This window comes from Paraeggerthella sp. (assembly GCF_048427265.1).
In the GTDB taxonomy this organism is placed as follows: domain Bacteria; phylum Actinomycetota; class Coriobacteriia; order Coriobacteriales; family Eggerthellaceae; genus Paraeggerthella; species Paraeggerthella hominis.
Map to the genome: position 1 here is coordinate 1 of NZ_DBFOSR010000004.1, position 21,652 is coordinate 21,652.

Annotated in this window: 21 protein-coding genes; 20 read left to right on the top strand and 1 reads right to left on the bottom strand. The window is 62.0% G+C overall.

The genetic code is table 11. The annotated features are described in order from the left end of the window. Positions 1-70 precede the first annotated feature (70 nt). Entirely contained in the window at positions 71-1,003 is a 933-nt protein-coding gene (gene mazG, locus ACMNI9_RS00250; RefSeq protein ID WP_225749574.1) for a nucleoside triphosphate pyrophosphohydrolase, read from the top strand. 45 nt (positions 1,004-1,048) lie between these two features. Further along, positions 1,049-1,807 (top strand): GTP pyrophosphokinase, encoded by a 759-nt coding sequence (locus ACMNI9_RS00255; protein WP_225749573.1) that lies wholly within the window; start codon positions 1,049-1,051, stop codon positions 1,805-1,807. Between the two features lie 128 nt (positions 1,808-1,935). Here the strand turns inward: ACMNI9_RS00255 and ACMNI9_RS00260 are convergent, their stop codons facing one another. Then, a complete protein-coding gene (locus ACMNI9_RS00260) occupies positions 1,936-2,925 on the bottom strand; it encodes a TDT family transporter (protein WP_225749572.1) in 990 nt (329 codons plus the stop codon). 220 nt (positions 2,926-3,145) lie between these two features. Here ACMNI9_RS00260 and ACMNI9_RS00265 point away from each other — a divergent pair, with 220 nt between their 5' ends. The 18 genes from ACMNI9_RS00265 to ACMNI9_RS00350 all read left to right on the top strand — a co-directional run. Then, positions 3,146-4,042 (top strand): LysR family transcriptional regulator, encoded by an 897-nt coding sequence (locus ACMNI9_RS00265; RefSeq protein WP_418830177.1) that lies wholly within the window; start codon positions 3,146-3,148, stop codon positions 4,040-4,042. 126 nt (positions 4,043-4,168) lie between these two features. Next, positions 4,169-5,293, top strand: coding sequence for an aldo/keto reductase (locus ACMNI9_RS00270; protein ID WP_418830180.1), 1,125 nt, complete (start codon positions 4,169-4,171; stop codon positions 5,291-5,293). 555 nt (positions 5,294-5,848) lie between these two features. After that, positions 5,849-6,532, top strand: coding sequence for a DUF559 domain-containing protein (locus ACMNI9_RS00275; protein WP_418830182.1), 684 nt, complete (start codon positions 5,849-5,851; stop codon positions 6,530-6,532). A gap of 598 nt (positions 6,533-7,130) precedes the next feature. Continuing rightward, positions 7,131-8,219, top strand: a complete 1,089-nt coding sequence (locus tag ACMNI9_RS00280) for a phosphate/phosphite/phosphonate ABC transporter substrate-binding protein (protein ID WP_418830184.1) — start codon at positions 7,131-7,133, stop codon at positions 8,217-8,219. Further along, positions 8,219-9,130: a phosphonate ABC transporter ATP-binding protein gene (phnC, locus tag ACMNI9_RS00285; RefSeq protein WP_114566611.1), complete on the top strand. Its 912-nt coding sequence runs from the start codon at positions 8,219-8,221 to the stop codon at positions 9,128-9,130. Before ACMNI9_RS00280 ends, phnC begins: the two co-directional genes overlap by 1 nt. Continuing rightward, the gene (locus tag ACMNI9_RS00290) at positions 9,127-9,996 is read left to right on the top strand and encodes a PhnE/PtxC family ABC transporter permease (protein WP_418830187.1); all 870 of its coding nucleotides are present in this window, start codon (positions 9,127-9,129) and stop codon (positions 9,994-9,996) included. Before phnC ends, ACMNI9_RS00290 begins: the two co-directional genes overlap by 4 nt. Then, positions 9,993-10,985 (top strand): PhnE/PtxC family ABC transporter permease, encoded by a 993-nt coding sequence (locus tag ACMNI9_RS00295; protein ID WP_418830190.1) that lies wholly within the window; start codon positions 9,993-9,995, stop codon positions 10,983-10,985. The genes ACMNI9_RS00290 and ACMNI9_RS00295 overlap by 4 nt, the downstream gene beginning before the upstream one ends. 58 nt (positions 10,986-11,043) lie before the next feature. Then, positions 11,044-11,493 carry a phosphonate C-P lyase system protein PhnG gene (locus ACMNI9_RS00300; RefSeq protein ID WP_418830192.1) on the top strand — a complete coding sequence of 150 codons (450 nt, stop codon included), beginning with the start codon at positions 11,044-11,046 and terminating at the stop codon, positions 11,491-11,493. Then, the gene (gene phnH / locus ACMNI9_RS00305) at positions 11,490-12,143 is read left to right on the top strand and encodes a phosphonate C-P lyase system protein PhnH (protein WP_114566607.1); all 654 of its coding nucleotides are present in this window, start codon (positions 11,490-11,492) and stop codon (positions 12,141-12,143) included. Before ACMNI9_RS00300 ends, phnH begins: the two co-directional genes overlap by 4 nt. Continuing rightward, positions 12,144-13,292 carry a carbon-phosphorus lyase complex subunit PhnI gene (locus ACMNI9_RS00310; protein ID WP_418830194.1) on the top strand — a complete coding sequence of 383 codons (1,149 nt, stop codon included), beginning with the start codon at positions 12,144-12,146 and terminating at the stop codon, positions 13,290-13,292. It abuts the gene before it with no gap. Further along, positions 13,276-14,283 carry an alpha-D-ribose 1-methylphosphonate 5-phosphate C-P-lyase PhnJ gene (locus tag ACMNI9_RS00315; protein ID WP_418830196.1) on the top strand — a complete coding sequence of 336 codons (1,008 nt, stop codon included), beginning with the start codon at positions 13,276-13,278 and terminating at the stop codon, positions 14,281-14,283. Before ACMNI9_RS00310 ends, ACMNI9_RS00315 begins: the two co-directional genes overlap by 17 nt. Beyond that, on the top strand, positions 14,276-15,136 hold the full coding sequence (locus ACMNI9_RS00320; RefSeq protein ID WP_216529204.1) for an ATP-binding cassette domain-containing protein: 861 nt from the start codon (positions 14,276-14,278) through the stop codon (positions 15,134-15,136). The genes ACMNI9_RS00315 and ACMNI9_RS00320 overlap by 8 nt, the downstream gene beginning before the upstream one ends. Positions 15,137-15,392: 256 nt before the next feature. After that, positions 15,393-16,748 carry an alpha-D-ribose 1-methylphosphonate 5-triphosphate diphosphatase gene (locus ACMNI9_RS00325; protein WP_418830198.1) on the top strand — a complete coding sequence of 452 codons (1,356 nt, stop codon included), beginning with the start codon at positions 15,393-15,395 and terminating at the stop codon, positions 16,746-16,748. A gap of 1 nt (position 16,749) precedes the next feature. Further along, on the top strand, positions 16,750-17,508 hold the full coding sequence (locus ACMNI9_RS00330; RefSeq protein WP_225749566.1) for a phosphonate C-P lyase system protein PhnL: 759 nt from the start codon (positions 16,750-16,752) through the stop codon (positions 17,506-17,508). After that, positions 17,505-18,296, top strand: coding sequence for a phosphoribosyl 1,2-cyclic phosphate 1,2-diphosphodiesterase (gene phnPP, locus ACMNI9_RS00335; protein ID WP_418830201.1), 792 nt, complete (start codon positions 17,505-17,507; stop codon positions 18,294-18,296). Before ACMNI9_RS00330 ends, phnPP begins: the two co-directional genes overlap by 4 nt. A gap of 364 nt (positions 18,297-18,660) precedes the next feature. Next, on the top strand, positions 18,661-19,461 hold the full coding sequence (locus tag ACMNI9_RS00340; protein ID WP_418830203.1) for an ABC transporter substrate-binding protein: 801 nt from the start codon (positions 18,661-18,663) through the stop codon (positions 19,459-19,461). 17 nt (positions 19,462-19,478) lie between these two features. Continuing rightward, positions 19,479-20,894, top strand: coding sequence for an amino acid ABC transporter permease (locus ACMNI9_RS00345; protein WP_114568040.1), 1,416 nt, complete (start codon positions 19,479-19,481; stop codon positions 20,892-20,894). 12 nt (positions 20,895-20,906) lie between these two features. Then, positions 20,907-21,652 (top strand): amino acid ABC transporter ATP-binding protein (locus tag ACMNI9_RS00350; RefSeq protein WP_418830205.1); only part of this gene is annotated, 746 nt, incomplete at its 3' end.

Here is a 21,652-nt window from a genome sequence, read left to right on the forward strand (position 1 = left end):
GCATCGTTGGTTTCGTTTTGACGGCGAGGGGTATACTGCTGGGCAGAAGAACAGCAGAAAGGACCGTCCCATGACCGTATCCCGTCGCGAATCCGCGCTTGACATTGCCGCCCATCCGATCGAGCATCCGTCGTTTGACCAGTTCGTTGCCACTATCGCTGCCTTGCGCGCGCCCGATGGCTGCCCGTGGGATCGCGAGCAAACTCATCAGAGCATCGCGCACAACATGATCGAGGAAGCCTATGAAGCGGTCGATGCTATCGAGGCCGGAGACAACTCCCACCTGCGAGAAGAGCTGGGCGACGTCTTGCTGCAGGTGGTACTGCAAAGCCAGATAGCCTCCGACGCGGGGTCGTTCGACATCAACGACGTATGCTCCGACGTTAATGCGAAAATGGTGCGCCGCCATCCGCATGTGTTCGGGGAGAGCCAGGCCGCCAATGCGGGCGAGGTCTTGGATTTGTGGGATCAGGTGAAGCTTTCCGAAAAAGGAACGGCGGACGAAAGCGCGCAAGCCGACGGCGCTCGTCCTTCGGGGCTTCTGGACGGCGTCCCCACCAGCTTCCCCGCGCTTATGCAGGCTCAGAAGATTTCGCGCAAAGCAGCTTCGGCTGGATTCGAATGGAAAACCCTTGAGGACGTGTGGGCCAAGGTGGACGAAGAGGTGGCCGAGCTTCGCGAGGCGTACGCGGCAGCCCCCAAGGCTTCGAACGGGAAGATCGATGCGAGCGCGGCCGACCCCCGCGCTGCGCAATTGGCCGCAGCCGTCGAGCTCGAGTTCGGCGACGTGCTGTTCAGCCTGGTGAACGTAGCGCGCCGCATGGGCGTGGACGGCGAAGGGGCCTTGCGTGCAACCTGCGCGAAGTTCCGCGCTCGGTGGTCGTTCATGGAGGGCGCGGCATGGGCGCAGGGCCGCCGCATCGAGGACTTTTCCGCCGATGAGCTTGAAGCGCTGTGGGAAGAAGCAAAGGCTGCGTTAGCCGGTGCGAGCCCTTCGATGTAGGCTATCATACGACCTTTACCGCGTACTGTTGTAAGGAGCATTGTCATGGAGGTGGCGTTCGGCGTGAAAGACGAACCCTTGTTTTCGGGTGAACGGGCTGATCAGAACGGGTCCGTGGAAGAAGGAGGGATCCGGCCGGCGTTTCGTTCGACCGATGATTTGCGCGGGCCCATGGACGACCTGTGGCGCCTGCGCGAGGCTGAGGCGAAAACGCGCGAGATCATTCAGAAGTACCAGGCTGCTATGCGTGAAATGCAGGTGCGGTTCGAGATTTTGGACCAGGATCTCAACCTCAAGAAGAATCGCAATCCCATTCACCACATCGAATCGCGCATCAAGAAGCCCGCGAGCATTTTCGAGAAGCTGGAGCGTTACGGAAAAGAGCCCACGCTCGAGAACATGGAACGCTACATCATGGACATCGCGGGCGTGCGGGTGATCTGCTCGTACATCCACGACGTATACAACCTGCTGGAGCTGCTTCAGAAACAAGACGACCTGTCCATCGTCACGGTGAAGGACTACATTGCAAGTCCGAAGCCCAACGGATACCGCAGTTTGCACGTGATCGTGCGAATTCCCGTGTACTTCCTTGACAAGAAAGAGTTCATTCCCGTGGAAGTGCAGCTGCGCACGATCGCCATGGATTTCTGGGCCAGCCTCGAGCATGATCTCAAGTACAAGGCGGTGCGCGAGGTGGAGGGGCTTGACTCGTATGCCGAGTTGAAGGATTGCAGCCGGATTATCGAGGATGTCGAGGCCCGCATGCAGGTGCTCGCTCGCAGCCTGGAGATGGGCAAGTAGCTGCTTGTCGCGTTAAGCGGCAAACGGCAAACGGCAAGAGAAGAGGGCCGTTTGCGCCTGCGACGCGTTTGCGCGCAGCATGCATACGGCCCTCTTCGATCCTTCGGAGGTCGGAGGTCGGAGGTCGGCTAGTTGTCGAAGTTCTCCGAGAAGCGGGCGATTTGCTGGTTCTCTTGCAGCACGGCGGCGCTTTGCGGCTGCTCGATGCGGCGCACGAAGAAGCGAACGTAGTGGCTGAAAACGTACGCCACCATGACAATCGCAATGGCCGTTTCCGCAACGAACAGCAGGTCGAGCGCTTCGGGCAGGGCGACGCCGCTTGCTCGGAAGAAGAACAGGGCCTTCCCCAGCGCCGTTGCCGTGATCACAAACGGAAACGTCATGGCGGCGTAGCTTGGGTAGAACCGAAGGCGCAGAAGGCGGGGCAGTTTCGACAGCACCAGGACGAACAGGGCTTGCGCCAGCACCAGCATCGCGGCTACGAACAGGGGGTTGGGGTCGGCTGCGGTTGCCAGGTACCCTACAAGCGACAGGCTCATGGGCGCCGTGTAGATGCAGAACAGCGGGCGCGCTGCCTCGGGAATTTCATGCTTGGCGTAGCGGTAGGTCACCAGCGCAAGCAGCACCAGGTAACAGGCGAATCCGAACCAGAACAACATGTGACCGGCACCCGTCATTGCAAATGTAGGTGACGTGACCGAGGCCACGACGATTCCCACGTAGCAGATAAAGTAGGTGGGGAACACCTCGTGCAGTTTGAAATGGGCGATGAACCGTGCGGTGAACCATCCCATAAGGGCCAAGTGCGAGATGACGGCGGCGGCCCAGATGGCGAAGGCGAGTTCGTAGGCGGCGGGCGCCAGGTAAACGGCCAGCTGCATAAGGGTCATGAACAGCGTTGCGCTGACGCTTGCCAGAATGGAATTATGCAGGTCGTCGCGAATCATGTTGGGGAACAGGACGATTTTCGCAGCGAGCAAAGCAATGAGGGCAAACGCGAGCGCGCCGCAAACGACATGGATCGCTTCGGTGTACGGTTGCAGTAGATTGCCCAGCGCTGCCAGGCCGAGCGCGACGCCAGCGGTGGGGATGGGCACTTTTTGTATGACGTTGAGCACGGCTCGCCTTTCTGTTGAGCTTATCGTAAACGAGAATAATCTTGTTGTAGGTGATCTCGCGATGATTCACGCGAAACGCGCAGCTTCCTGACCGAAGGCGCCTTTGGCGTATTCTTCCATACCGTAACAACAAAGGAAACTAATATATATTTATGCAGTAATAAGGTACTGTTATGGTATTGGCGAAAAGCACGATGCTCGATGAAGGGTGGAGGCTCGTATGCAGGACTTTCGCGTAGCAACGTTTTTAACGGTGTGCCGCACGATGAACTACACGCGCGCCGCCGAAGAGCTTAACGTGACGCAGCCGGCGGTGTCGCAGCATATTGCGTACCTGGAAAAAGCGTACGGTGCCTCTTTGTTCGATTACCGCAACAAGAAGCTTGCGCTTACCGCTGCGGGGCGTATGCTGCGCGACGCCCTGTCCACCATGGCCCATGACGAGGCGTTGCTGCGCGATCGCGTTGCCGAGGCCGTTGCCGGGTCGCGCGTCGATCTGGTTGTGGGCATGACGCTGACGGCGGGCGAGTATTTGGTTGCGGCGCCACTTGCTGACTTCTTGGTCGAGCACCCGCGGTACCGGGTTACCGTGCGGTCCGGCGGCACGGCGGAACTGCTTGAGCTTTTGGGAATGGGCAAAATAGATTGCGCGTTCGTGGAGGGGTTCTTCGATAAGAGCGCTTACGCTTGGAACGTCTACCGAAGCGAGCGGTTCGTGTGCGTATGCGCGCCGGATCATCATTTCAGTCAGGATCCGGGGCGGGTGGAGGACCTGTTTGGCGAACATGTGCTGGTGCGCGAGCGGGGCTCGGGCACGCGCGCTGTGCTCGAGCATGCGCTGGCCGCCCGCAACCTTTCCGTCGATGGTTTCAGCCAGGTGAGCGTGGTGGAGAGTCTCGATATTATCAAGGTATTCGTGCAGCGGGATATGGGGATCGCGTTTCTGTACGAGGCTGCGGTTGAGCGGGAGCTGCGCGAAGGAACGCTGCGCGCCATCGAGCTGGAAGGCTTCTCCGTGGAGCATGACATAGCCTTCATACGGCTACGCAACAGCATTTTCGAGCAGGAATTCCAGTACCTGTTCGATTGCCTTGCCGGTTCCGGTTCGCGCGCGTAGCGTTGCTGTGGGATGCAGGCTCGGCACGATCTTTTTTTCGCGTACGGAAACTTCTTGACTTGGAGCCTGCTCCAATAGGTATGATTTTTCTTGTCACCGAATACAGGAAAGCAAGAAGGAGCGTTCGTGAAACCAGAATTCCAGAATACGTCGAAGCTCGGTTTCGGCTGCATGCGCCTGCCTTTGCTGGACCCTCAGGACCAGAAGAGCATCGACCTTGAGCAGTTCAAAGAGATGGTGGACGCGTTCATTGCGGGAGGCGGCACGTACTTCGACACCGCGTTCGTCTACCATGAGGGCGCTTCCGAAACGGCTTTGCGGGAGGCGCTGGTGCGGCGCTATCCTCGCGATTCGTTCACTATCGCCACGAAGTGCTTGGCCTGGGCGGCTCCGGATGCCCAGACGGCTCAAAGCAACCTGGGAACCTCCCTTGAGCGTTTGGGCGTCGATTACGTTGACTTTTACCTGTTGCATAACGTGGGCGGCGCTCGGACCGCCACCTTCGACGCGTATGACATGTGGGATTTTGCCAGGCGCGAAAAGGCGGCGGGGCGCATTCGGAATTGGGGATTTTCCATGCATGACGGCCCCGACGCGCTCGATGCCTTGCTGCGGGCGCACCCTGATGCCGATTTCGTTCAGCTGCAAGTGAACTACCTGGATTGGGACGATCCGGTTGTGGAAGCGCGCCGATGCATGGAGGTTGCCGAAAAGCACGACGTACCCGTGGTGATCATGGAGCCCGCTCGCGGTGGGCGCCTGGCCGACCTGCCCCCGCGCGTTGCGGAGCCCTTGCTGACGTGTCGCCCGGAGTTGAGCTTGGCTTCGTGGGCGTACCGATTCTGCTACAACCTTCCGAACGTGTTGACGGTGCTGTCGGGGATGTCCTCCCCAGATCAGGTTCGGCAAAACGTGGAAGAGCATCGCGGCAACAAGCCGTTCTCGCCTGATGAGCGCGCGGCGCTGGAGACGGCGCGGAGCATTTTGTCCAATCTGGCGTCCATTCCCTGCACCAATTGCCGGTACTGCGTCAAGGGCTGCCCGGAGCACGTGGTTATCCCCGAGATCTTAAGCCTTTTGAACCTGGAGCTTATGACCGAGAATCGCGATTTCGCGAAGGGCTTGTATTCCTGGCAGGCAGCTCCTGGGCCGGCTTCGAAGTGCATTGCCTGCGGCGCGTGCGAAGCCATGTGCCCGCAGGGCATCGACATCGTTCGTCAGCTTGAGGTTGCCGTGGACCACTTCGAGTAGGGGATGCGCCGAGTCTTTCGGTCGCAGGGCCGCGGCGGACCCGGATGCGTTTTGCTGGGCGAGACTCGTGCGCCTCCTGCACTTGGTACGAAATCGCGGGTCTGCGCTTTCCGGCGATCGTCTTCGATACCCGTCGAATTTACCGCATTTCGATGAGCTGGCCTGTTGATGCAGGCGCTCAAAACGGCTGCGGCCGATGGGCTGGTTGAGCAGCGCAGACCCGCGATTTCGCGCCAGGCAACGTGCTCGGCAGAGCGCTTTGTAAAATGATATGCTTTCTACATGTATATCTTAATAAGTCATAGAACTGCCTTGCAGTTTTGGCGCAGCGATCGGAGCCTGCTTTTTCGAAACGCCTCCGCTCGCCGCGATGCGACTTCGCGCGCCGAGCGCACGTTGGAAAAAGGCGAGCGACCGGTTTTGCCGGATGGCGTTCAACTGCCTTCCGAATGTCATCCGCCTTTCGAGGTGCTGGTATCCCGCCCTTCCGCGCGTCCGCGTTCTTCGCTGTTGACGGGACGGCTGTGGAGCGGTTCGCTTCCGAAGGGCTCGTTTGTGCAGGTGGGGAATGGCGTGCTGGCCCCTTCGCCGGAATTTCTATTTCTTCTGATGGCAAGCGACCTTTCTTTGGAGGAGCTTGTGTATCAAGGCATGGAGCTGTGCGGCACCTACGCTCAGCGCAAAGAGGGCGGCACGGAATACAACCTGCCCCCGCTTACCTGCGTTTCCAAGTTGAAGGCGTTTGTCGAAAGCGCTGCTGGAGTGCGGGGCCGGAAAAAAGCCGCCCAGGCGTTGCTTTACATGAACGACGGTTCGGCGTCTCCTCGGGAATCGGCTCTCTACCTGCTGTTGTGCTTGCCGTATCGCTTGGGAGGCTACGGCATCGAGAAACCCTTCCTCAACTATCGTATCGACGTTCCTATGCGATTTCGTCGCAGTGCGTCTCAGGGGTACTGCGTTTGCGATTTGTGCTGGCCGCGGGTTAACGTATGCGTCGAATACGATTCCGACGAATGTCATACGGGCGCCCAGCATATTTCGCGCGATTCAAAGCGCCGCAACACGTTGGTGTCTATGGGGATGACCGTGATAACGGTGACTAACGGCCAGATTTCCAGTGGAGAAGCTTTGTTCAAAATCGCTGTGCTGATTGCCCAAATGACGGGCAAGAGACTGCGGTTCAAGGATCCCGAGTTCACGCGGGCGCATTACCGCTTGCGCGAGGCCGTGCTGCGCTGAGGGCTTCGCGTGTTTTTCTGGATCGGGCGCAAGATTTGGCACAAAATCGCGGGTCTGCGTTGCCCAGCGATCGTCTTCGACACCCGTAAAATTTACCGCGCTTCGATGAGCTGGCCTGTTGATGCAGGCGCTCAAAACGGCTGCGGCCGATAGGTCGGCGGGGCAGCGCAGACCCGCGATTTTGTGCCAAGATCCTCGCTTTCTGCGCGAATATCGGCGGCGGCTCGGCGTTGGCGCGAGAGTCGCTTCTGGGAGGAGAGCGACGCCCGCTTGATGTGGGGAAGCGCCACTTGGCGCAGGGCTCCGCTTGATGCGGGAAGCGCCACTTGTCGCGGGACGCCTGCTTGATGTGGGGACCCCGCTTGGCGCGGAACCCTGCTCGGCATGGGAGGCTCGCTCGCCTTTTCCGCAGGTTTCTTTACGGGTCCTTTGCCCGGATCTGACAGCTTCCTTGCTTGAACTTGGGAGCTTCTTTACCTGCGCCTGAAGTGTCTTTTACCTGCCTTCCGTACGATTGATTGCGCGCACCGGAGATCCGATGCGCGCAACAACGAAACCATCCGACACGTGCGTGTCGGAATCGCGAAAGGAAGAAAGCATGGCAGAAGGGTTTCTGAGCAGGCGCCAGTTCGTAGTGGGCGGTGCTGCGCTTGCGATGGCGGGCATGTTCGGCGCGATGACGGGCTGCACGGCTGGCGGAAGCGGCGCGGCTGCGGGCTCCTCCGAGTCGCAGACCGACGGCGGGTCCTCCGCTGAACCTATCACGATGGTATGGCTTCCTGACAACTCTTCGGCCGACATGACCTCCTCGCGCGAGGCTATCGGCGCGGCCATCACGGCAGCGTGCGGGCGCGAAGCGAAGCTGCTCACCACCACGGATTACAACGTGGCCATCGAGTCCATCGCTTCGGGCAAGGCTCAAATGGCCCTTTTGGGCCCCGAAGGTTACGTGCAGGCCAACAAGAAGAACCCCAAGGTGCAGGCTGCGTTCACCAACAGCGACAAGGACGGCGGCCTTGAAGGGGCTTGCTACTACAGCCGCATTTGCGTGCGCACCGAAGACGCCGAGCAGTACAAGAAAGGAAGCGGTTATTCGATCGAGGGCATCAAGGGCAAGTCCTTCTCGTTCGTGTCGGCCACGTCCACTTCGGGCTTCAAGGTTCCGTCGAGCGGCATCGTGAAAGAGTTCGGGTTGGACAGCTCCGACCAGCTGCTGGAGGCCGGCAAGTTCTTCAGTGAAGTGCTGTTCGGCAACTCGCACGTGGGCTCGGTGGTGAACTTGCTTTCGGGCGACGCCGAGGCGGCGGCGTTTGACGACGTTGACGTGGACATGTACCTTGACCTCGTGTCCGGCGAGCCCAACAGCATCGGTGCCGTATACAAGGCGAAGGACAACGCCGAGGCCCCCATGGACACGGTGCGCGGGAAAAGCTTCACCATCATCGCGCTCACGCCGGTTTTGAACTCGCCCATCTGCTTCAACGAAGAGGCGATCTCTGATGAAGATCGCACGAAAATCGTCGAGCACTTCTGCTCCGATGCGGTTGCCGGCAACAAGCAGATCTTCATCGATCCTGAAGACAAGAGCGCAAAGGGCCTGTTCAAGAAGGAATCTGAGAAGACCCGATTCGTCAAGACCGACGATGCGTGGTACGAGCCGATTCGCAAACTGGGCGGGGCGGAGTAATGCTTGACGCGCGCGTATCCGTTGCGCCGGGGGCGCCCGCATCGGCGGGCGCTTCGCCTGCGCAGGCGAAGCATCGATCCGACAACCTGCTTGATCTGCGCGGCGTGACGAAGAGCTACGACGGTTGGTCGAAGGCGCTCGACGGGGTGTCGCTTTCCCTGGCTCCGGGAGAGTTCGTCAGCATCATCGGATGCTCGGGCGCGGGCAAGTCCACGCTGCTGCGATGCGTGAACCGGCTGATCGACCCTACGCAAGGTTCGGTCCTGTTCGACGGTCGGGACGTGACGGGCGTGCGAGGTCGCGAGCTTCGCGCGTGCCGCCGTCGTATTGCGATGGTGTTCCAGCATTACAACTTGGTGTACCGCGCAACCGCCATCGAGAACGTGTTGCAGGGCCGTTTGGGCTACAAGTCTACGCTTGCGGGCATGCTGGGCCTGTTCAGCGAGGAAGAGAAGCGCCGTGCGTTCGAGATTCTCGACCAGGTGGGCTTGGCGGATTTCGCTTATACGCGCACCGATCAACTGTCCGGCGGACAGAAGCAGCGCGTGGGCATTGCCCGTGCGCTGGTGCAGGATCCGCTGCTCATGCTGGCTGACGAGCCCATTGCCAGCCTGGATCCGAAGTCTTCTCGCACCGTGATGGAGCACTTGCGTTGGGCTGCTGACGAGCTGGGCGTTGCCTGCCTGGTCAACCTGCACCAGGTGGATTTCGCGTGCGAGTTCTCCGATCGCATCGTGGCCCTCAAGAAAGGCCAGCTGGTGTTCGATGGCTCCCCTGCCGATCTGACCGAAGAGATCATTGCCGACATTTACGATTCAGGCGAAGACGACGAATCCGGCCGCGGCGAAGCGTCGCGTGCGGGTGGAAAGGCGCAGCCCTTGTCCGACGAGTCGACGGGAGAGGCTGCATGATCGATCGCGCTATCAGACGTGCGCCCGGTGCGGCCGTGCGCGCAAAATTACGCGGTCATCGTGCTGTTCCGCGGGGTCAGTACGACGGGTCCTTCTTCCTGCGACGCACCGCATCCCTTGTTGCGGCCGCTGCAGTGTTTCTTGCGTTGGGCGCGCTGTCAGGCACCTACGTCGGATTCGATTTCATCCAGGCGGTGCTTGACGTTCCGGGCGGGTTCGTATGGATGGCCACGCAGTTCGTTCCGTCGGTCTCGTCCCTTCAGAAGCTGGGCACCATTCTGCCCGCTTTGGCATCGACCGTGCTGGCCTCGATCGCGTCGAGTTGCACGGCGGCGATCCTGGCGTACGTATGCGCGGTTTTGGGCTCTCGATCGGTGGGGGTGGGCGGTCCGATTCCCCTTGCGGTGAGGGCTATCGCGTCGCTGTTTCGCAATATTCCGGTGGTTGCCTGGGCGTTCATCTTGCTGTTCTCGTTCAAGCAAAGCGAGTTCACGGGTTTCTTCGCGCTGTTCTTGACCAGCTTCGGCTATTTGACAAGGTGCTTTTTGGAAAGCATCGACGAGATGGGCTCTGGTCCCGTGGAGGCGTTGCGCGCCGCGGGGGCCAGCTACGGGCAGATCGTGGCGCAGGCCGTCATTCCCATGAGCATCACGTCGGTTGTCAGCTGGGTGCTGTACATGATCGAGACGAACATTCGCGATGCCACGCTCATCGGCCTTTTGACGGGAACGGGCATCGGCTTCGTGTTCGACGTGTACTACAAGAGCTTTCGCTACGACGTTGCCGGGTTGGTGATCCTGGCGATCATTCTGGCGGTTGTGGCGTGCGAGCTCACGTCGAACTACGTGAGGAGGAAGATTATATGATGCGCAACGCCGACAAGGTGGCTGCGGAGGCGATGGCCTCGTCCATTGCGGAGGACGCAGGCTACGTGCACGGGGCTTCTGCCGACATGCGGGGCGTTGGAGCCGGGGCTGCCGCCTCGGTTGACGGGAGCTTCGGAGGCGGGGCTTCGGCTGCGGTGGCCGGTGCGCGCGTTACGCGTTCGGGCAAGATCAAGACCCATGTGGCCAGCGCTTCGAACAAAGCCCTGTACACGGTTCTGGGCGTTCTGGCCGTCGTGACCGTGTACGCCCTGGTAACCATGGACTACGGTAAGGTCTCGTTCTTCGCTGCAATGGCTGCCGCTGTCGAGGATTTCTTCATGATGATGCTGCAGCCGGGGCTTGGCGGGCACTTCACGCTGCCTGACGTGATGGAGGGGCTGTTCGTGTCGTTGGCCTTGGCGCTGCTTACGACGTTCATCGGCGCGGTGATCGCGTTCGTGCTGGGCCTTCTGGCTGCGTCGAACCTGTCAAGCAGAGCCGTAAGCAACGCCATCAAGGTGTTCATGAGCGTGGCCCGCGCCGTTCCCACCATCTTATGGGTGCTCGTGTTCTCGGTGGCTATCGGGCTGGGCCCTGAGGCGGCGGTCACCGGCTTGCTGTTTCATAGCGTGGCGTATTTGGTGAAAGCGTATTCGGAAAGCTTCGAAGAGGTGGACGCCGGCGTGCTGGAGGCGCTGCGCGCGAGCGGGGCTTCGTGGTGGCAGGTGGTGTTTCGGGGCGTGGTGCCCGAAAAAGTGAACGAAATGCTCTCGTGGACGTTCATCCGTTTCGAGATCAACTTTGTGAACGCTGTGGCCGTGGGGGCCGTGGCGGGCGCGGGCGGCATTGGCTACCAGCTGTTCTTGGCGGGAAGCTTCTACTACAACATCCATGAGGTGGGGCTGATCGTGTGCCTGTGCTTGGCGGTGGCGGTGGTGCTGGAAGTGGCGGCTACGAAGCTGCGGAAGCGCTATATCGTGCAGCGGTGAACTTCGCCTGCGCTGGGTTCGTGGTGGTTGAGATTCAACTTGTGATGAAAGGAATGCTGTGACTTTGAAGCGATACGAACGCACGCGCGCTCTCGTGGAGGGCGACCCTGCGCTGGCGCGGGCTATCGTGTGCGAAATCGAGCGCGATGCGGCGCCGGGTGCCATCGTCGTGCTCGACGATCCTCGCGAAGAGCTGGTGATGATGCAGGTGCGCGAGACGGCGCAAGGAACCCTGTTCTACCTGGGCGAAGCGCTGGCAACGTCGTGCCGCGTGCGCATGGGGAACGCTGTTGGCCTGGGGTTGGTCCTGGGAAGCGATCGCTGTCGCGCTTACGAGCTGGCCGTGGTGGACGCGGCGTTTTCCGGGGAAGTGGGAGCGGCCCGCGCGCAGCGCTGGGAGCCTTGGCTTGTCGATGAGCTTGCTCGCATTGCCGAGCGAGACGCAGCCGATGCGCGCCGCGTCGACGCCACGCGCGTGGATTTCTCGACCATGGAGGTAGAAGCATGATGATCAGGGAGGATGCGGATCTGCATCGTATGCAGCGGACGTTTCGCAGCGTGCTGGACGCGTTCGCGTACCCGGGTACCGTTCATCGCGTCGAGGCCGCGCCCGACAATCCTGCGCGCCCGACGGCTCTGGATCCGGCGCTTGAGTCGATCGTGCGGCTGTTCGTCGATCAGGCGGTGACGTTCGCCGTGGCCGATGTGGAGCCGGATGCCCTGGCCGCGTACGTGACCAGCGAATCGCATGCGTCTCGCGCTTCCGTTTGCGACGCCGGTTTCGTCATCGTGCCGGCACGTGCGGATGCGCGCATGGCAGCCGAGGCCGTGTTGGAGTCGTGCCGCGGAACGCTGATGGCCCCGGAAAAAGGAGCCACCCTGCTCATGGGCTGCACGCGTATCGCGGAGGCTTCCGCTGCGACCGAGCGCACTGAGCCGGCGATGTTTGCTGTCGAGGTGCGCGGGCCGGGCGTGCGGGATGCGAACCGCTTTGCCATCGACCGCATCGGTTGGGCCGAAGCCCGTGCGGCGCGCGAGGACGAGTTTCCGTGCGGCGTGGAAATGGTGCTGGTCGATCCTTCGGGCAACGTGGTGGCCGTTCCCCGCAGCTCGCGCGTGACGTGCGTTGGCGAGCTCGACGCCAAGGGGGTGCTCTAGATGGGATACGTTGCGGTTCGCGGCGGCGGCAAGGCCATCGAGGAAAGCCTCAAGCTGCTTGAGCTCGAACGCGTCAGCTCTTCGGCAGCGTGGGGAACCGACCAGATCGAGGGCACGTTTCCTGACCTGATCGACCAGGTGATGGGCGAGGCGTCGCTGTACGCCCCGCGCTTGGCGGCGCTTGCGCTCAAGCAGGCGCAAGGATCGCCCGATGAAGCGGTGTTTCTTCTGCGCGCGTTTCGCTCGACGCTGGAGCGGCCGTACGTTTCGCGGCCCATCGATACGGGGAGCATGCGCGCGAATCGCCGGGTGTCGGCGGCATTCAAGGACGTTCCGGGAGGTCAGGTTCTTGGCGCTACGCGCGATTACAGCCATCGTCTGCTCGCGTTCGACCTGGAGACCGAAGACGAGGAAGTCCTTGCGGAAAAGCGCGCGGAGCTGCTGCGTCACTTTGACGAGAACGCCTGCGCCGCAACTGCCGCTGCAGACGGCGCGCTCCCCGCTGCGCTTCCGCGCGTTTTGGATTACCTGCGCGGCGAAGGACTGGTCGAACCCGTGCGATGCGATGATACCCCGCCGGTTGACGCCACCATGGTCCCGCTCACGTTTCCCGCGCCGCGTTCCGTGCGCTTGCAAACGCTTGCGCGCGGCATGACGCAGGCCGTCGAGGCGTTGGGGTACGCGGCCATTCGCGGCTTCGGGCCCGCGCATCCCACGGTGGGCGAGCTGCGCAGCGGCACGGTTGCGGTGTCGGTCGATCACCCGCTGGAGGCGGGCGGCGCCGAAGACGCGTACTACCTGGGGTCGGTTCCCCTTACCGAAGTCGAAAGCGTGTTCATGTCCCATGAGGACGAGGCGGCGAACCTGTCGGCCGGCTTGTCTTTGGCCGTGGGCTACGGCTGTGTGTTCGGCCGCGCCGAGACCAAGGCCATCGCCATGAGCGTGCTCGATCGCTGCTTGGAGCTGGGCGATGCGCGCTATCCCACTGAAGACGAGGAGTTCGTTTTGTACCACGTGGACGGCGTGGAGGCTACGGGGTTCATCTCGCACCTCAAGCTGCCGCACTACGTCACGTTCCAATCGAAGCTGTCCAGCGTGCGCGGCACGCGCGAGGAAGGGAAGGGGCCTGCCGATGCAGCAGCGCTATAATTACGCGTTTTTCGACGAGGCGTCGAAGCGCGAGATCCGCCGCGCGATCATCAAAGGCGTGTCCATCCCGGGTTATCAGGTGCCCTTCGCGTCGCGCGAAATGCCCATCGGACGCGGGTGGGGCACGGGCGGGTTGCAGATCACGCTCAGCCTGATCGGGCGCGATGACGTGCTCAAGGTGATCGACCAGGGGTCGGACGACAGCGTGAACGCCGTCAACATCAAGAAGCTGGTGGCCGACACCACCGATGTCGAGGTCACCGACGTTACCGAAGAGGCCACGCTGGTGCAGTCGCGCCATCGCATTCCCGAGCAGCCGCTGCGCGCAGACCAGGTGCTGGTGCTTCAGGTGCCCACGCCCGAGCCGTTGCGCAGCTTCGAGCCGAGCGAGGCCGTCACGCGGCGCCTGCATGCGGAAGCCGACTACACAGGCGCGTGGCTGGAGCTGTTCGACCAGATCGTGCGCTTCAACATGACCACGACGGGCGCCGATCACCCCGTGCTCGTGCACGATCGCTACGTCATGGCCCCGTCTCCCATTCCTCGTTTCGACAACATGAAGCTTCACCAGGCCGATCACCTGACCCTGCTGGGTGCAGGCCGCGAGAAGAAGATATACGCGGTGCCTCCTTACACGAACGTCGCTCCCTTGGATTTCGAGGACTATCCCTTCGCGGTGGAGCGCTTCGACGGCAAACAGTGCCGCTTGTGCGGCGCTCGGAACGTGTACCTGGACGAGTTGGTGGACGAGGAAACCGGCGCCGTGTTCTACCAGTGCAACGACACCGCGTTCTGCGCTTCGTCGGCTTGCCAGCCGCCGAAACCGCCCGACGCTGCGGCGCCTTCCGGCACCGAACCTTGCGGCTCCGAACCCTCCTCACGTGCAGAAGCACGCTTCGTCGGGCTCTCCCCGCAATCTTCGGCACCGGAAGACCCCTCGCTGACTCTGCGAACGACCAGTGATTCTTTGGAAGGAGCGCCCCATGCTTGATGCGCAGCACTTCGGCGCAGATGAAACGCCCAGCTTGTCGGTGCGCCACCTGTCGAAGCGGTTCGGCTCCGGTTGCGCGTATTGCCTGGATTCCTCGGCGCAGCTCGAGCGCAACGTGTGCCCGCGCTGCGGTACGGTGCATGCGGTGCGCGACGTGAGCTTGGACGTGTTCCCCGCCGAGATCGTGGGCGTGGTGGGCGAGTCCGGCAGCGGAAAGTCCACGTTCATGAAGTGCCTGTTCTTCGACGAGGAGGCAACGTCGGGCGACGTTCGCGCACTGCCGTACGACGGTGGCGCCGCCAACCTGTTCGATTTGTCGTCGCAGCAGCGTCGGGCTATTCGGAACACGGTGTTCGGCATGGTGTATCAGAACCCGTATCTGGGCTTGCGGATGGATTTTTCCAGCTTGTCCAACATTGCCGAGCAGATGATAGCCGCAGGCAGCCGCAACGTGGGCGCCATGCGCGCACGAGGCGAGGACTTGCTGGAGCGCGTGAACATACCGCAGGCGCGCGCGGTGGAGCCGCCGCGCAACTTTTCCGGCGGCATGCAGCAGCGCGTTCAGATTGCGAAGGCCCTGTCCAACAACCCGCCCATCCTGCTGCTCGACGAGGTGACCACGGGGCTCGACCTGTCCGTGCAGGCCGCCGTGCTCGATCTTATCCAGCAGATCAGGCGCGACTTCAACGTGAGCATGTTGGTGGTAAGCCACGACCTGGGCGTTATCCGCATGCTGGCTGATCGCACCCTGGTCATGCTGGACGGCCGCGTCATCGAAAGCGGCCTGACCGACCAGATCCTCGAGGATCCCCAGCATGCCTACACCCAGCAGCTCGTCTATTCGCTGCTCTGACGAGCAGCGGGTTCCGGCGGTCGGTAGACCGCCGGAACCGCCCGACGCTGCGGGAGCTTCCGGCACCCAATCTTGGCGCTCCAGGCCCTCGTCGCGTGCAAAAGCACGCTTCCTCGAGCCTTCACGCCAATCTTGGGCACCGGGAAGCCCCCTCGCTGACGTACTACGCCAACCAGCACGCCCCGCATGCCGCCTGGCGGCGGCATGGGCAGGTCGCTTCGCTCCTGCCCGACCAACTCCCGAAAGGAATTCTTCCATGGACAACAGCTCTTGCATCATCCGCGGCGGTACGGTGGTGTGCGCCGATCGCGTATTGCCCGATCACGACGTTGTCGTGATCGATGGGCGTATCGCTTCCATCGAGCCTTCCAGCGTGTCGGATTTCGACGCGCAGCCCGATTCCGTCGTCGGCGTGCTTCCCGTAGTCGATGCGCGCGGCGCGTATGTGGCTCCCGGGCTGATCGACATCCACTCCGACTACGTGGAAAACGTGGCCTCGCCGCGCCCGAGCGTGGTCATGGACCTGAGCACGTCGCTGTACAAGGCCGACCGCGAGCTGGTGTCGCACGGCGTGACCACCATCTTCCACTCGCTTTCGGTGTACGGGGCGCACATCTTCGACCACAAGCCCATTCGCGATTTCGGAAACGTGAGCGCGCTCATCGACCGCGTGGCGGCGCTGCGCGGCGGCGAAGAGCGCGACCATCTCATTCGCCACCGCCTGCACATGCGCGTGGAATTGGACTCGGTGGATCTGTACGACGACATCGAGGAGTTCTTGCGTTCGGGCAAAGTGGATCTGGTGTCGTTCATGGATCACACCCCCGGCCAGGGCCAGTACCGTGACCTGCTGGTGTTCGGCGACACGCTCAAAGGCTACCGCGACGTTTCCGACGACGAGGTGCGCGACATCGTCCGTCAGCAGCAGGAAAGCCAGAAAATGACGTACGCCCAGATCACCGCCTTGGCTTCCATCGCGCGCGAGCGCGGCGTGTCCATTGCCTCGCACGACGACGACAGCGTGGAAAAGCTTGCCTTCATGGACGGCTTGGAGGCCACCATTTCCGAGTTTCCCATTTCGCTCGACATCGCCCGCGAGGCGCGGGCGCGCGGCATGCACACGATTGCCGGGGCGCCCAACGTCATGCTGGGCCACAGCCATTCGGGCAATCTGAGCGCACGCGAGGCCGTGCAGGCCGGCGCGATCGACGTGCTGTGCAGCGATTACTATCCGGCGGCGCTGCTCGATGCCGTGTTCACGTTGCGCGATCGGTGCGGATTGGATATCGCGCGAGCGTTTTCCCTGGTCAGCATCAATCCCGCGAAAGCTGCAGGCATTGCGGACGAGGTGGGCTCCCTTGCCGTGGGCAAGCGCGCGGACATCTTGCTGGTGCGCGAGATCTCCTGCGGAGAAAGCGCCGGCAGCGCTTCGACCGGCTTGGCGCAAGGCGCGGGCAAGCGCACCATGCCGGTGGTCACGCGCGCGTTCGTGGGCGGTCATTCCGTGTTTCGCTCGCACTATCCCGATCAGCCGTGCGGGTACGGGCGCGACCTTGCCGAGTGCGACAAGGCTGTCCGCGTACCCCGCGCCGCGTGCGTCGAGGTGATGTAGCATGACCGTCGAGCGTTCCGACGGCCTGGAGCCATGCACGGTCGTCCAGGGAGCTTCCGCAGCTCCCTTGCTTCAAATCGAGGGTCTGTCGAAGTCGTTTTTGCTCCATCGGGTGGACCGGAGGATCCAGGGGTGCCACGACATCTCGTTCTCCATCGCCCCCGGTCAGTTCGTGGGCATCACCGGTCGCAGCGGCAGCGGGAAGTCCACCATCCTGCGCTGCATCTGGCGCACGAACCTGCCTGAGCACGGGCGTATCCTGTACGACTCCGCGCGCTTCGGCCTGGTGGACATCGCCCAGGCCACGCAGCGCCAGATGCTGTACCTGCGCTCCTACGAACTGGGCTACGTGTCCCAGTTCTTGAATGCCCTGCCGCGCCAAACCGCGCGCGACATCGTGTTGAGAAGCGCATTGGAAGCCTACGGCGCGACCGAGCGCGAGCGGGCGGAGGCGGAAACCGAGCGGATGCTTCGCCACTTCGACCTGGACGAAGAGCTGTGGGAACTGTATCCGCGCACGTTTTCGGGAGGCGAGAAGCTGCGACTCAACATTGCGGCGGCCATGATCAAGCGCCCCCGGCTGCTGCTGCTCGACGAGCCCACGGCATCGCTCGACAACGCGTCGAAGCTGAAGGTGCGCGATCTGATCCAGCAGCTCAAAGCCGAGGGAACCACCATGCTCGGCATTTTCCACGACCTCGAATTCATGGAGGGGTTGTGCGATCATGAGTTCAACATGCAGGAAGGGATGATGGCGTGATCGAAGATCTCCATGTGCATACCACCGTTTCGGACGGCTCGGACACGTTCGAGGAAGTGCTCGAGCAGGCGCGCCAGCGCGGCATCGGGCGCGTGGCGTTCACGAACCACGACACGACGCGAGGTCTTGACCAGGCATCCAAGCTGGGAGAGCGGTTGGACGTTCGCGTGGTGGGCGGCGTGGAGATAAGCGCGTACGATTTCGAGCGCATGCGCAAGGTGCACGTGCTGGGCTTGGGACTGCACGAGGGGGCGTCTGCGGTGGAAGCCCTGTGCGCTCCCACGCTCGAGCGTCGCAACGCGAACTCGCTTTGGCAGCTTGATCGGTTGGCGTCGGCCGGCTATCGCGTCGATGTGGCGAAGGCCCTTGCGCTGGGCTGCGCTTCCACGGCGTTGTACAAGCAGCACATCATGGCGGCGCTCACCGATGAGCCGTACGTATCCGCAGCCTATCGCGCGCTGTACCGAAGCTTGTTCAAGAACGGCGGCATCTGCGATCGCGATATCGCGTACGTGGACGCGCGCGATGCCGTGACGGCTATCGTGGAGGACGGGGGGCTGGCTGTTTTGGCGCACCCCGGTCAGCTGGATAGCTACGATATGGTTCCGGCGCTTGCGGAATGCGGTTTGGGAGGTATCGAGCGGTTCCACCCCGACCACACGCCCATCGATCATGCGCGCTGTGCGAATGTGGCCGAGCGCTACGGATTGATATGCACGGGCGGGTCGGATTACCATGGCCGGTTCGGAGGAATCCCGTATCTGGGCTTTCGCATTCCCGCTGTCTAGCTCGTCGGCTTGTCTTGCCGCTTGGGGTGGCGGTTTGGCCGGGCACGCCCGCACAGGCGGACGGCCGGGCCGCCGCGCCCCCGCGCCCACGCGCCCGGACCGCCCCACGCCCCGTACGCGTCCTCGCGCCCGGACCGCCGCATCCCCACACCCACACCCGCCCCGCGTCCCCAACACGCTCCACCACTTTACTGCGCTAAACCGTAGAACCCCCTGAAACGACCGCTCGGGGGCCGTCAGGCCCTGCCTATCCAGTTCGAAACGCATAGTTCTTTGATAAAACGCGCTCGGGGCCGTATAGTGGTGCGACTGCATACCATGTGCATGTTCGGAAAGAGCGAACATTGTGGAAAGGGGAGAGGATATGAATATCAAGAAATGGGGCCTCGTTGCCGTTGCGGGCATGCTGGCCGCAACGCTGACGCTGTTCGGCTGCTCGTCCGGCGACCAGAACGCCGCTTCGGATGCAGCGGGAGCCGACGGGAGCTACCAGCTGGTCAACGGCGGTAAGCTTACCGTTGCCGCATCGCTCGATTTTCCGCCGTTCGAGAATCTTAACGGCGACAAGCCCGAGGGTTTTGCGGTGGACCTCATGAACGCCCTTGCCAAGGAAATGGGCCTTGAGTGCGAGTACCTGCCTTCCACCAAGTTCGACACCATCGTTCCGCTTATCCAGGCTGGCGGCAAGGCCGACGTGGGAGTTTCCTCGTTCACCATCACCGACAAGCGCCTGCAGCAGATCGACTTCACCGATTCGTACTGCGACGTGAACCAGAGCATCACCGTGCGCAAGGATTCGGGCATCACCGACGTGACGCAGCTTGAGGGCAAGAAGATCGGCGCTCAGTCCGGCACGACCGGCTACGAGTGGGCTGCCGAGAACATCAAGGACGCCGAAGTGACCGCGTACGACGAGATGACGGCCGTGTTCGCCGCCCTCGATTCGGGCCAGATCGACGCGATTTCCGTTGACCTGCCCGTTGCGAACTATTACGTGAAGGCGTATTCCGACTGCGAAGTCATCAAGGAGATTCCCACGGGCGAGCAGTACGCCGTTGTGGTGAGCAAAGAGAATCCTGAGCTGACGAAGGCTCTCAACGAAGCGCTCAAGGCCGTGCGGGACAACGGCACGTACGACGAGCTTGTTGCCAAGTGGCTCAAGTAGTCTGACTGTTTCGAATCATGAACATCGTTAACGGTGCAAAAGCGCACATCGCTCGTGTCGCAGTGGTCTTGGCCGCTGCGGCACTTGCCGTTTCGCTGGCCCAGCCCTTGTGCGCGCATGCGTTGGAAACCGAGCGTTGGAGCGCCCAGCCCAACGACGCCGACGGTTCGCAGGTGCTCGGTGCCACGCCCACGCGCGTTACGTGGCAGGGTCAAACAGCCGAGGACGAGTCTTTGTCCCAGGTGGTCATCGACTTGCCCGAAGGTTCCACGGTTGAAGCTGAAAACGTGAAGGTCACGGTCATGAACGGGCTCGACCGTTTGGACGTGGCCGCTCAGGCGACGGTCGACGGCGTGCGGGTGACGGCGTCTTTCTCTGATCCCGCTCCTGCCGGTTCGCTTGTCATGCTGGAATGCAATCGCGTGTTGCTACCGGGCGGAGGCGGAAGCTTCGGCCTGGCGGGAAGCTACACAACCGCCGATGGGCAGCAGCATGACATGCCTGCAACCGACAAGACGTTCACCGTAGTCAGCACGTCGCCAGCCGATCAGCTGTCCTCGTGGCTCGGGCAGCAAGAATGGGTGAAGGCGTGGAACTCCAACAAGTTCCTCCATCTGTTCTTCGATCCCACGATCGTCGTGACATCGGTGCCCACGGTATTCTCCGGTTGGCTTGTGGCCCTTGCGCTGGTGGTGGTCAGCTTCCCGCTGTCCATACCCCTGGGGTTGATGTGGTCGTTCCTTCGCATGGCGAAAAGCCGTATTCCGCGCGCTATCGGCGCAACGTACATCAACGTCGTGCGCGGCACGCCGCTGTTCTTGCAGATCTACATCGCGTTCTTCGGTCTGCCGCTGCTCGGCATCAAGATGGACCTGTTCGTCCTGGGAGCCATCGTGCTGGTGCTGAACTCCAGCGCGTATCTGGCCGAGATATTCCGTGCGGGCATCCAGTCCATCAACACGGGCCAGTTCGAAGCGGCCCGCTCATTGGGCATGAACGGCGCGCAGACTATGTTCTACGTGATCATTCCGCAGACCATTCGTCGCGTCATTCCTACGATGACCAGCGAGTTCATCCTTATGTACAAGGACACCTCGCTCTTGGCGGCTGTCGGCGTTATGGAAATCATGATGTTCTCGAAGACCATCACGGCGGCAACGGGCAACGTAACGCCCTACATCGTGGCCGCGGGCTTCTACTTGATCGTGACCATCCCCATGACGAAGCTCATCAACTCGATGGAGCAGCGCATGGCGGGCGGTCGCAGGAAGCGCAAGAAGGGCGCGCATGCGGGTTTGGGCAGCAATCCCACCGATGCGATCCTTCCCGATTCCGACGCTGCCGTAGCGCGCAGCATTCGCATGTCCGAGACGTTTGCCGGCCCGGGTGCGGTGGGGGACGACCCCTCGCCCAGCGGCCGACTGAGCCATTAAGGAGGTGCTTCCATGAACGATGTAAAGGAATCTTCGGAGGCCCCCGTCGTGCGTATCGAAGGACTGCGCAAGGCGTTTGGCGACAACGTGGTGCTGCGGGGCATTGACCTTGACGTGTATCGTGGCGAAGTGGTGGTTATCCTGGGGCCGTCCGGCTCGGGAAAGTCCACGCTGCTTCGGTGCGTGAACATGCTGGAAACGCCCACCGAGGGCCGTATCTTCTTCGAGGATACCGAGATCACCTCGAAGAAGACCGACATCAACAAAGTGCGCGCCAAGGTTGGCATGGTGTTTCAGAACTTCAATCTGTTCCCGCACCTTACGGCGAAGCGCAACGTGATGCTGGCTCAGCAGAAGGTGCTCCGCCGCGGCAAGGAGGAGTCCGAGCAGATCGCGATCGAGCAGCTTGAGCGCGTGGGCCTTGGCGAGCGCGTGGAGTACAAGCCGTCCGAGCTGTCGGGCGGCCAGCAGCAGCGCGTGGCTATTGCGCGTGCGTTGGCCATGGATCCCCATGTCATGCTGTTCGACGAGGCTACCAGCGCGCTTGATCCAGAGCTTGTGCGCGACGTTCTGGGCGTTATGAAAAGCCTGGCGAAAGCGGGTATGACCATGATCGTGGTCACGCACGAAATGGGCTTCGCGCGCGATGTGGCCGACCGCGTCATCTTCATGGACGGCGGCTTCATCGTGGAGCAGGGAACGCCGGAAGAGGTGTTCGACCATCCGAAGTCCGACCGTACCAAAGACTTCCTCGGACA